General features: G+C 55.3%; 10 protein-coding genes and 1 pseudogene. 6 read left to right on the forward strand and 5 right to left on the reverse strand.

The annotated features are described in order from the left end of the window. Positions 1–519 precede the first annotated feature (519 nt). Both ALO43_RS15495 and ALO43_RS15500 read left to right on the forward strand, forming a co-directional pair. Positions 520–876: a DUF4190 domain-containing protein gene (locus tag ALO43_RS15495; RefSeq protein ID WP_054997765.1), complete on the forward strand. Its 357-nt coding sequence runs from the start codon at positions 520–522 to the stop codon at positions 874–876. A gap of 17 nt (positions 877–893) precedes the next feature. After that, positions 894–1,334, forward strand: a complete 441-nt coding sequence (locus tag ALO43_RS15500) for a DUF805 domain-containing protein (RefSeq protein WP_024671413.1) — start codon at positions 894–896, stop codon at positions 1,332–1,334. 340 nt (positions 1,335–1,674) lie between these two features. On the opposite strand, the gene ALO43_RS15510 is transcribed toward ALO43_RS15500, so the two are convergent. After that, complete coding sequence (locus tag ALO43_RS15510; protein WP_054997767.1) at positions 1,675–2,022, reverse strand: hypothetical protein; 348 nt, start codon at positions 2,020–2,022, stop codon at positions 1,675–1,677. Then, positions 2,022–2,909 carry an SDR family oxidoreductase gene (locus ALO43_RS15515; RefSeq protein ID WP_054997768.1) on the reverse strand — a complete coding sequence of 296 codons (888 nt, stop codon included), beginning with the start codon at positions 2,907–2,909 and terminating at the stop codon, positions 2,022–2,024. Before ALO43_RS15515 ends, ALO43_RS15510 begins: the two co-directional genes overlap by 1 nt. A 97-nt stretch (positions 2,910–3,006) precedes the next feature. Here ALO43_RS15515 and ALO43_RS15520 point away from each other — a divergent pair, with 97 nt between their 5' ends. Together ALO43_RS15520 and ALO43_RS15525 are read left to right on the forward strand one after the other, a co-directional pair. After that, positions 3,007–3,828, forward strand: coding sequence for a helix-turn-helix transcriptional regulator (locus ALO43_RS15520; RefSeq protein ID WP_024671415.1), 822 nt, complete (start codon positions 3,007–3,009; stop codon positions 3,826–3,828). Between the two features lie 263 nt (positions 3,829–4,091). Continuing rightward, entirely contained in the window at positions 4,092–4,766 is a 675-nt protein-coding gene (locus ALO43_RS15525) for an HAD family hydrolase (RefSeq protein ID WP_005887877.1), read from the forward strand. 104 nt (positions 4,767–4,870) lie between these two features. Here the strand turns inward: ALO43_RS15525 and ALO43_RS15530 are convergent, their stop codons facing one another. From ALO43_RS15530 to ALO43_RS15540, 3 genes are all read right to left on the reverse strand, one after another. Continuing rightward, positions 4,871–6,499 carry a methyl-accepting chemotaxis protein gene (locus ALO43_RS15530; protein WP_054997769.1) on the reverse strand — a complete coding sequence of 543 codons (1,629 nt, stop codon included), beginning with the start codon at positions 6,497–6,499 and terminating at the stop codon, positions 4,871–4,873. A gap of 492 nt (positions 6,500–6,991) precedes the next feature. Continuing rightward, entirely contained in the window at positions 6,992–7,246 is a 255-nt protein-coding gene (locus ALO43_RS15535; protein WP_005887873.1) for a hypothetical protein, read from the reverse strand. Between the two features lie 82 nt (positions 7,247–7,328). Next, on the reverse strand, positions 7,329–7,799 hold the full coding sequence (locus ALO43_RS15540; protein ID WP_054997770.1) for an Lrp/AsnC family transcriptional regulator: 471 nt from the start codon (positions 7,797–7,799) through the stop codon (positions 7,329–7,331). 370 nt (positions 7,800–8,169) lie between these two features. Here ALO43_RS15540 and ALO43_RS15545 point away from each other — a divergent pair, with 370 nt between their 5' ends. Next, complete coding sequence (locus tag ALO43_RS15545) at positions 8,170–9,324, forward strand: cysteine desulfurase family protein (protein WP_054997771.1); 1,155 nt, start codon at positions 8,170–8,172, stop codon at positions 9,322–9,324. 1,176 nt (positions 9,325–10,500) lie between these two features. Next, a pseudogene (locus ALO43_RS31495) lies at positions 10,501–10,850 on the forward strand (energy transducer TonB); the annotation flags it as partial.

The following is a 10,850-nucleotide window of genomic DNA, read 5'->3' on the forward strand; positions in this document are numbered from 1 at the left end:
ATGCGTCGGAGAGTTCGTAACGCTTTGCCATGCAGGCCTCCAGCCAATCATGGCGGCAATTCTACCCCTACCGACTTTTCGTACAAAACCTAAGAAAACGACCATTTCTAGTGAATCAACTCTCACGAGCTCTTCAATAAAATCTTCCAGAACTCTGGCTCTTTTAAAGCACGAGCGAACTGTCTAAAAAGCTCTAAAACCTCAACTCCATCGCACACCAACACAACAAGAGCCATGCCTTGTATAACTAGCTCCTCGTAATTTAAAGCGCCGACGATAAAAACCTCTGCATCCAGTACTCGGCATTAATCCGCCAAGTGTTTCTCTTCACCCACTCCATTGACAGCCTCACCGACCATGAGCGAAACACTTGCCTCATTCCCCTCAAAACGTCGTATCGTAGCCAGTTCTCATAAATAAACAGTTTAACCCTTGGCAGCACCAACGTTTTACCCCAGAATTTCACGGCGTCTAAACGCTTGCTCGTGGCGTGAACGCTATTTGATATAGGGAAATATAATGGCGATGGTCTTCTGTCGTGCTTGTGCAAAGGAAATACATGAAACGGCGCTCAGTTGCCCACAATGTGGCGCCAGTCAAATCTCCGCAATACCCGCAAAACAGCTGCGCGACGCAGGCTCTCCGTGGATGGCTATCACCTCTCTGGTCTTGAGCATCGTCTGCACGCTGGCCCTGTTTGACGACGGCGAGTGGGACTTGGACACCATTGTCGGGCTCGGTATGTTCTCAATAGCCGGGCTTGTTCTGGGCGTCATCAGCATCAACAAAAAGAAACCCGGTAACGGGTTGGCGATTGCGGGGACTGTTCTATCCGCCGTGTCGCTACTGATATTCATTGGATTAATTGCTAACTGATTTAGGGAAGAATTGAGATGGTATTTTGTCGTGGTTGTGCAAAAGAAATCAGTGACGACGCTGACACGTGCCCGCATTGTGGAGCACCGCAGCTGGTCATTTCACCTGCCGGTACAAATACAGATACCCCACCTTCAGGAAACTGGTATTTCGAAGTTCTGAAAAAATATGCCGTATTTACCGGTCGGGCACGCAGAAAAGAATACTGGATGTTTTTCCTGTTCAACGTGTTGATCTCGATGGTCATCGGCTTTGTCGGCGGACTGTTCGGCGATGGCGGCATACTCACTAACCTGTACTCCCTGGCCGTCTTGGTCCCAGGTGTTGCAGTGGGTGTTCGCAGGCTGCACGACACCGACCGCAGTGGCTGGTGGTTGCTGGTCCCGATCGCCAACCTCGTGTTCCTGATTCAAGAAGGCCATCCAGGCCCTAATCGGTTTGGCCCAAGTCCTAAATAAATGCTGTTTGAGGATGTGGTCGTTTGACCGCATCCTCGCTCACACTAGGCTATTTGCGCGAGTACCCCGGCAAACAGATCAAAACTCGACCTGAACCCGGGCCCCTGCACTCAATCCTTAATTAGCGAAACTCGCTCTAAGGCGCTGACCCGCATATTGCTGAGCCTCCTGAACTTTCTCCATCACCGCAGCGGCGCCGAGAGCACCACCGTCGTATAGATGGCGGCCAGCGATTACCCAGCCTCCACCATGAAAATACAGCAACACCGGAAACGGTCCTTTTCCCTCAGCCGTATAGACAGTCGCGGGCAATGTTTCGGCAGCGCTCTGCACCATTGTTTCAATGGCTGGTGACACCCGATACCAAAGCGTTCGGTGAACTGTCGCACTTCATATCACCCAACACGCCTTTGTCTGCATCAGCGATGGTCGGCTGCTGGCAAGCCTCTTCGAGTAAGGTCTTTTCTATGCCTTTGGCATCGAGGCTGGCGTACTTTTTCAGGACGCTCTGCATACCCGAGTCAGTTTGCAGCATGCTCTTTGTGCCGCTTACTGCCAGTTCCTGCACTGAACGCCTTTCCGGATCGCGAGCGCAACGCGCCAATATCGTTGTGCCTACGATCATCAGTCTGAGCAGGTTAATAACAATTCGGTTTTTTTGCCGAGTGGTAATGCCGACTGCGGCCACTAACCCTTCAAACAACTTTCCAAATCTTCAATCAAACCTGGCCCATCGGGCTGCCATCCCAAGCGCTCGCGTGTCTTGTGACTCAGGCTGATCATGTCCTTGCCCACAAATGTCGACAGCCAGCCGAAGTGCGCGGCAGCCTCATGGGCGGGCACGGCCAAAGTGGGCAGACCGAGGCGTTCTCCAATAGCCTCGGCAATCAGGCGAAAAGCGATGCCTGATTCGGCAGTCGCATGATAACGAGCCCCCGGTCGATGCTTCTCCAGAGCGAGGCGGTAGAGGCGCGCCGTATCTTCAAGGGGCGCTGCGGACCATTGATTCAGGCCCCGATCAATATAGGCCGAACATCCTTTTTTCTGCGCGTGCTTGATGACTTCGCTGACCAAGCCTTGTTTGACGGGGTTGTGAATCTGCGAGAGGCGCATGACCACTACGTTGACGCCGCGTTGCAGCAACGCCTGCCCGGCGAGTTCCGACGCGACCCGGGGGTTGGAATGCATCGGATCGAAATGATCTTCATCTGCGGCCGGCCCTAGTGATGAAGAGCCCATCGCCGTGCTGGAGGTGATAACCAAAGGGCGATTCGAGCCTTCCAGCGCAGAACCTAATGCGTCGATAACGCGAGCGTCATTCTGGCAGTTGACGACGAAGCGCGCGAAGTTGTGATCAAAGGCTGTGTGAATCACCGCGTCGCACTTTTCTGCGCCACGTTGAAGGCTGGACAGGTCTTCGATATCTCCGCGATGGAATTCGGCTCCTAGGGCAAGTAGAGCTCGAGCCCCCTCCTCTGAACGTGTCAGCCCCACTACTTGGTGGCCTGCGTTGATCAGTTCCCGGATGACCTGAGTGCCAATAAAGCCTGTGGAGCCGGTTATAAATACGCGCATATTAAAATCTCTCTTTGCTTAAGTCGCCAGAGTGCGCGTAACGTTTATCCGGTAAAAGACGTGACGTTATCAGGGTATAAAAACCAACAGGATCATCATGACGAACTCGCTGGGAAAGTATTTGAAGGACTGTAGGGCTCGTCTGGACCCTGCGAGTCTGGGTCTTTCCCAAACGCGTCGTCGTACGCCAGGCTTGCGTCGGGAAGAAGTTGCCCAACGCGCCAATATCAGCGCGACGTGGTACGCATGGCTGGAACAGGGGCGTGGTGGATCACCGTCTGCCCAAGTCCTCGGACGGATCGCGCAAAGTCTCTTGATGACCAAACCCGAGCGGGAACACTTGTTCATGCTTGCATTTGGTCATCTGCCCGAAGTTCTCTACAGCGCGCCTGAAAGTGTGTCGCCGCGCTTGCAACGCATTCTGGATACGCTCGCGTTCAGCCCTGCTTTTATCAGGACAGCCACATGGGATGTTCTAGCCTGGAACAACGCTGCGGCGGCCGTGTTTACTGACTACAGCCTGCTGCCCCCAGAGCAGCGAAACATCATGCGTTTGATGTTTTGCAACTCCGCCACGCGGGCCAAGCAGGATGACTGGTATGCCGTCGCGCGCTTTATAGTCGCCGCATTCAGAGCAGACGCCACACGTGCCGGGGCCGCGTCGGAACTTCACGAACTCGCTGACGAGCTCTGCACACTAAGCGTCGATTTCGCGACGTTATGGCGCGACAACGATGTGCGCTCACAGGGCGAAGGCACCAAACGCCTGCGGCATCCGGATCATGGGCTGATTGAGCTGGAGTATTCGAGCTTCGCGGTGGACGGCAGGCCCGATCTGTCGATGATTGTTTATAACCCGGTTGCCACTGATGACGCGGAGCGAGTTCAGGCGCTGGTGGAGAGTTACTTACAGCGTTAACGCGGCTGGAGAGTCCTCAGGCTTTTCTGCTACCAGGCTGCCCTCTGCCCGAAAGATCGAACCGCCATCCCACCACGCACTCAGAAAGTATCTGACCTCAAAAAATCAGCCCTTTCCCGTCAATTGGCAACGACTTATCTGGAGCCCCGGTACAGCCGTCGCTTCAGCGATGATCGCCTTACTCCCGACACCCCAAACAGGTGTCGAGCACAAAGCTCCGGACCTCGCCAGTTGGTCAATCCGAATTCAAAAAGAGTAACCCTATGAGACCCCAAACCTCCTTCATCTTCGATCTCGACGGCACGCTGACTGACAGCGTCTACCAGAACGTCGCCGCCTGGAAAGAAGCTCTGGACGCAGAAAATATCCCGCTCGCGATGTGGCGTATTCACCGCAAGATCGGCATGAGCGGTGGGCTGATGTTGAAGTCGTTGTCACGTGAGACTGGTTTGAACATCAGCGAAGAACAGGCCGAACGGCTCAGCGAAAAGCATGCTCGGGCGTATGAGCGGCTTCAGGGTCAGATCATTGCGCTGCCTGGCGCCATCGAGTTGCTTGAGACGCTCGACAAGGAAAACCTCAAGTGGTGCATCGCCACGAGCGGTGGGCTTGATACGGCGACGATCAACTTGAAGGCGCTGAAACTGGACATCAATAAGATCAACATCGTTAATCGTGATGACGTCAGTTACGGCAAGCCTGACCCGGATCTGTTTCTGGCGGCAGCGGAGAAAATACAGGCGCCTATCGACGAGTGTCTGGTGATCGGTGATGCCATCTGGGACATGCTGGCGGCACGTCGCTGTAAGGCAACTGGCGTGGGCCTGCTTTCAGGTGGCTATGACATTGGCGAGCTTGAGCGGGCGGGCGCGCTGAGGGTTTACGAGGACCCATTGGACCTGCTGAACCATCTGGACGAGATAGCCTCTCGTCCCTGATATGGGAAAGGCAAAGTCAGCTAAAAACGCTGCAACTGTTGCCGCTTCTTAGATAACCGAATGTATTCCCCCGCTGCGAACGGGAGATACTTTTTATCGGCGAATCAAAGTTTGAATTGTGCAACCAGCGTGTTGAACGACGTGGCCAGACGCGACAATTCCTGGCTGGATGCGCTGGTCTGATTGGCACCCGCTGCCGACTGCGCACTCAATTCTTGAATGTTGACCAGGTTGCGATCCACTTCGCGTGCAACCTGGGCCTGCTCTTCGGACGCAGAAGCGATGACCATGTTGCGCTCGTTGATCGTCCCCACCCCACCGGTGATTTTCTCCAGTGCGGCACCCGCGCGCTGCGCCAGCTGTTGGGTGTTTGTGGCGGTCGCAAGGCTTTTGCTCATGGCAGCCACCGCGCCGTCGGCACCGGACTGCACGGTGCCGATCATGCCTTCGATTTCCACCGTCGACGCCTGGGTCCGGTGAGCCAGCGCGCGGACTTCATCGGCCACGACTGCAAAGCCTCGGCCTTGTTCGCCGGCACGTGCCGCTTCGATAGCAGCGTTGAGTGCAAGCAGGTTGGTCTGTTCCGCGATGCTGCGGATAACCTCAAGGACCTTGCTGATATCCCGCACATGGCCGGCAAGCGTCGTGACAGAACCCGTGGACTCGGTGATCTCGCTGACCATCGTGCCGATGCCTCTGACCGTGTCATCCACTTGCCCACGCCCATCAACGGCATCGCTGGCCAGCGTTTTGGAGACATCTGACGTGGACACCGCATTTCGGGCCACTTCTTCTACCGCGGCAGTCATTTCGTTGACCGCCGTAGCCGCTTGCTGAATCTCGTCATTTTGCCGTGTGAGGCCGCGCGTGCTTTCTTCCGTCACAGCACCAAGTTCTTCGGCAGCGGAAGCGAGTTGGTCAGATGCGCTGGAAATCTCCTGAATCGTTCGTTTCAGGCTGCCTTGCATGGTGCCGATCGCATTGAGCAAGTGCCCTGCCTCGTCGCCACGCGTACTGGAAATTGATTGGGTCAGATCACCTGAGGCGATGCGCTGGGCAACTTCGATCGCTGTTTTCAGTGGTCGGGTGATCATGCGGGTGATCATGATGCCCAGCATGATTGCGACCAGAAATGCGATGACAACCCCGACCGACAACATCGTGACCGAAGTACTCTGCAGCTTGTCAGCCTCCTCCGCGCCTTCTTTGATCTGACGTTTATTGGAGTCCGTCATTATCTGGAGATAGCCACGGGCTTTGTTGAAATCGCCTTCCGCCAGCTCGTTCAGTCGACTGCGAGCCTCCTCCAGATTACCGGCATCCTGCAGTGCGAAGATTTTCTGGGCGGCAGCGATATAACCCGGCATTACGGCGTCGTATTGATCGCCAGCGACACGCTCATCATCTTCCAGCGGAGTAGCCCGGTAGACCGCATAAACTTTCTGAGCGCGTTCCATTTCGCCATTGATGCTGTTACGCATCTTTTCTGCGGTGGGCTTGTCCTTGGCATCGAGCAAACGATAAAGGCCCCGGTTGTGAGTCGTCAGCGCGGTCAGGGTCTCGTTTGTACTGGCGACCGAGACCAGGTTATTCGAGAACGTCTGCTGCAGCGCGTAAGACAGCCGGTTGATCCCGAGCATGCCGAGACCGCCCACAATCAGCGTGATGATGGCGCAGGCGATGAACGAAGCCATGAGTTTGCTAGCGAAACTGGTGCGATTTATCAGGTTCATTGATTATCCATCATCGTTAAATGGTCAGTGCCATTCAGAAACCCTAAGGGCTTGAGGCGAGCACTACGAGGCTGCTTTTTTGCCTCGCCCTTTCATGATTCGCCCCACAGGCTGAAAGAATAGTCGTGCAATTCCTGCGTCACCGTTTAAATCTGGTTTCGATCCACGAAAGCAGCGGTGAGCGGGTAAACACTCGCGCCCAGACGACGAGCCTTGAAAACTTAGAGCCTTGAAAAACAGTCACCACGCTCTGGTTTTCGAGAGTCCTTAAACCTATCGGCGGGACTAAATCTTTCTTGATAAATCAACGTTTATATAACTAAAGCACTGAAATCCACGCCGAAAAATGGAATAAGAGCAAAGCCAGAACCGCGCGGAGATATTTGTAGTGATGAATAGATCGGGCAGCGGCGGGCCTTGAAGATGGCAAGGCACCGCCGGATGTTCTCGAGCACATAATGCGTCAGGAGTAGAGCAGGAAACGCTTGGCTGTTAACCAGGCGAAACGCCGCCGCCCTCATCCGCCACAATATCCGGATCGTCCGAATACACTTCCGGCTCATCATCCTCATAAGCCTCTTCGTGCTCGGTGCGCTTCTTCACTTCGTCACCCTGTGCCGAACCGACACCTGGCGTGTTCGCATTCATGGCGAGAACAGGATCGGCTTCGCGGTCGTACTGGCCCAGCATGGCGCTGGCAGGGTCTTCTTTCGGGACGCTGTTTGTGAGTATCGGATCGGTCGTCATGTCAGCCACCTTTTGGTTTGCCAAAGAAAGTGGACGCAGCAGGAGGCTAAGGGTTCGATTCAATTGACGAGCGTGGCGTCGTTCATCCGCTAAACGATGCATATTGCAGTGGCAGGCCGGTGGTGAACTTTATCTGTTCCATTGCAAAACTGGAGCTCACGTCGCTGATACCGGGAATGCTGATCAGCTGTTTATAGATAGCGTCGTAACCCGCGATATCGGCGACTACGATGCGCAACATGTAATCGGTGTCACCCGCCATGCGATAGCACTCGACCACTTCAGGCAGGTCACCCACGGCGGCGTGGAACTGTTCTAGCCATGCGGCGTTATGCTGGTTGGTGCGAATCGCGGCGAAGACGCTGACTGACACATTCAGTCGGTGCGGATTGAGCAGGGCGACGCGGCGGTCGATGATGCCGGCCTCTTCCAGCTTCTGGATGCGTCGCCAGCACGCCGTGCTGCCAAGGCCGATGCGCTCGGCAATGTCTGCGACCGAGCGCGTGCAGTCGGTTTGCAGGATGTCGAGGATTGCCCGGTCAAACTTGTCCATAAGTGATTCCTGATTCAAGTCGGTACTGATACTGATCGTTCCTCACGCCATGCGCTCAGCCTCGTGAGCAAGCTCACTCCCACAGGGACATGTACTCCACAAGAAGCTGGGGTATCAGCCCTATTTGCGGGCTTTTCATGACTTGCGTATAACGCCGGGCAATGGAGCGTGAGGAACGAGATTACTGCATGTCAGTGATCATAGAATTTTTAATCGCATTAATCTAACCATAAGCGAATAATTTTTCACATCCGCTGCCGACATTCAGGGAAATATCAAAAAATTTTCGCCTCGGGATCAGTAACCTTTTATGCCATCAGCCTTGCGAGGCTGGCCCTTGACTCTGACTCGATTACAAAGTGAATTGCCCATGACCACCTCTGCGCTCTACCTGGATTACGCCGCTACCACGCCTGTCGATGAACAGGTTATCGAAGCCATGGTTGCCTGCATGGGCCGCGAAGGTCATTTCGGTAATCCGGCGTCCAGCGGGCATGGCTACGGTCAGGTTGCGCGTCAGGCGGTCGAGCAGGCGCGCCGCCAGGTGGCTGACGCGGTGGGCGCACCAGCGGATACCGTGGTCTGGACATCCGGTGCCACCGAGTCGAACAACCTGGCGATCAAGGGCATTGCTCACGACAGTACAGCGCAGCGTCGGCACATCATCACCAGCGTTCTGGAACACAAGGCGGTGCTAGACACAGTCAGCACGCTGGAGCGTCAGGGGTTTCCTGTCACTTGGTTGAAACCGGACGCCAAAGGCCTGATCCAGCCTCACGCCGTACAGGCTGCCCTGCGCGAAGACACACTGCTGGTCTCGTTGATGCTGGTGAACAACGAGTTGGGCACACTGACCGATATCGCCAGCATTGGCGCTATCGTGCGTGAACACGGGGCGCTATTTCATGTGGACGCTGCGCAGGCAGTGGGCAAGGTGAAGGTCGATCTGTCCAGGCTCGACGTGGACCTGATGTCATTTTCTGCGCACAAGGCCTATGGCCCCAAAGGTATCGGCGCTCTGTATGTAGGACCGCGCGCGCATTCGCTGCTTCAGGCGCAGATACACGGTGGCGGGCACGAGGGGGGCTTTCGATCAGGCACGCTGGCAACGCATCAGATCGTCGGCATGGGCACAGCGTTTGCGCTGGCGATCAGTCAGGCCGATGCCGAGAATCGTCGTATCGAGGAACTGAGCCATCACATGCGTGAAGGGTTGTTGGCCTTACCGGATGTGCAACTCAATGGCTGTCCGGAACAACGCATTCCGCACACCCTGAACCTGTGCATCACCCGCAGTGGTTTCAGCAGCTCGCAGTTGTCACACAGCCTGGCGCTGTCCTCGACGTCGGCATGTAACTCGGCCAGCAACGCGCCCTCGCATGTGCTGCTTGCGCTGGGTATGGATTCAGCGAAAGCCTTGGCCAGCGTTCGCGTCAGCCTTGGCCGTTACACCACGCAGGCAGATGTAGAGCGCGCCATCGAGGTTTTCAGCAAGGCGCTCAGCGCACCTGCTACGTTCTGGTAGTCAGAGCACTACGCTTCGAGCCGCTCATCCCGTAGTGGCTCCCCCCCTCGCATTTCCTCCTGTCTGAAGCCCGCAAAGGCTGCCTGGCTGGCAGCCTGCCGCGCGCTTTTCATGAAAATGTACCTCTCCAGATACAAAAAGACACAAATTGGCACAGTTCTTTCAAGTGGAACTGTCGTGCCATCAACCAATGGTGCTCACTGCATTCAAAGGGGTGCTTACACGCACCAACGTGCAGTTTTCGGATGCCGACGCGTCCATTAACAGTGCAGGCAACAGATCAAAAGTCTCGTGCCTCGCCAGGAAAGGAATCTAGCTGTGACAAATGAGTACCGTTCAAGACCCGTGCCGCACCGACGACCAGCCCTCGCGCTAGTGTTTGACGTCGACCAGCCGCGCCCACCGGTTTCATCTTTTGCCGTACCCGTCGGTCTTTTATTGAACACCCGACACTTTTTTACGTAAGCGAATTCGCGCCTGCCTTAGGACGTTCTGATTGATTGATCAGGGCTGCGGGTAACTGTGCGCGCACTAAAAGTGTAGTGCCTGTCTGACTGACAGTTTCCGCAACTAACCAGCAAAAATTGTCGAACACTTTTTATCGGGACTCGTCCCTGTTGGCCATCTTATTTACGTGGCTATTTATTCCAGAACTTTATCGATCGCCGACACCCGAGGGGACCGCCCAGAACAAACAACCAACTAACGCACCAACCTGAACACGTGCATCCTTTATTGGTGCATACCGAAAAGTGACCCGCAGGTCATGCTTTTCCAATTCGTCTGAACAGTCAGAGGGGCTGGTTTCACCCCAGGATTTAGTTAAAGGATCAGCCTCAAAGTCAGTATTTAGTGATCGTGGCGCCGTATTCGATAAATAGTTGCAGGAATGCGACGCGCAAGCGTAATCAACGTGCAGCCCATGAGCCTTCTGGCACAACGGTTGCAATGCATCCACTCAGGAACACGACTGTACGTGCGCGTACATGACGATAAGAAAACAAGGATCAGCAATGGGAACGCCATAGTTTAGAACGCGCCACCCTCTGTGAACCTGCACCGTGTGCAGGTTCAGCGGTGTCATGCACCTGATTAACGTGCGGATAACCACACTCGAATATTCATGGAATATTCGAACGGCTTTTTATTGCCCTTCAACTACCCGAGGGAGCGTTAATGAATGATGCGGTAATAATGAAAGCGGTCCCTTCCCCCTCGCCCGATGATACTTCGACGGCGTGGCAGGGCATCCCTTTCAACGCCAATACGTCACGCCCGGGCGGCTTTAACAGGCCGCAAGTAATGGTATTGATTGCTGCGTCAGTACTTATTCACGGGGTGATCTGGTGGACCATGCAAACTGCCCAGCCAGCCGTGCCGGAAGTTGCGCCGCAAGTTCCGGAAATGACTATCGAACTGACCAGCCCGACACCGCCCGCGCCGGAACCGCCGCCGCCCGAGCCACCACCTCCGCCACCTCCCCCGCCGCCGCCACCCGAACCGGAACAACCGGTCGAGGACCCGGA

The organism is Pseudomonas tremae, assembly GCF_001401155.1.
In the GTDB taxonomy this organism is placed as follows: Bacteria; Pseudomonadota; Gammaproteobacteria; order Pseudomonadales; family Pseudomonadaceae; genus Aquipseudomonas; species Aquipseudomonas tremae.

What these genes read in the sequence shown, in the direction of transcription:
- ALO43_RS15520 (WP_024671415.1), top strand. Translation starts at nt 3,007, where the DNA reads ATGACGAACTCGCTGGGAAAGTATTTGAAGGACTGTAGGGCTCGTCTG.
- ALO43_RS15515 (WP_054997768.1), bottom strand. Translation starts at nt 2,909, where the DNA reads ATGCGCGTATTTATAACCGGCTCCACAGGCTTTATTGGCACTCAGGTC.
- ALO43_RS15525 (WP_005887877.1), top strand. Translation starts at nt 4,092, where the DNA reads ATGAGACCCCAAACCTCCTTCATCTTCGATCTCGACGGCACGCTGACT.
- ALO43_RS15530 (WP_054997769.1), bottom strand. Translation starts at nt 6,499, where the DNA reads ATGAACCTGATAAATCGCACCAGTTTCGCTAGCAAACTCATGGCTTCG.
- ALO43_RS15535 (WP_005887873.1), bottom strand. Translation starts at nt 7,246, where the DNA reads ATGACGACCGATCCGATACTCACAAACAGCGTCCCGAAAGAAGACCCT.
- ALO43_RS15495 (WP_054997765.1), top strand. Translation starts at nt 520, where the DNA reads ATGGCGATGGTCTTCTGTCGTGCTTGTGCAAAGGAAATACATGAAACG.
- ALO43_RS15500 (WP_024671413.1), top strand. Translation starts at nt 894, where the DNA reads ATGGTATTTTGTCGTGGTTGTGCAAAAGAAATCAGTGACGACGCTGAC.
- ALO43_RS15540 (WP_054997770.1), bottom strand. Translation starts at nt 7,799, where the DNA reads ATGGACAAGTTTGACCGGGCAATCCTCGACATCCTGCAAACCGACTGC.
- ALO43_RS15545 (WP_054997771.1), top strand. Translation starts at nt 8,170, where the DNA reads ATGACCACCTCTGCGCTCTACCTGGATTACGCCGCTACCACGCCTGTC.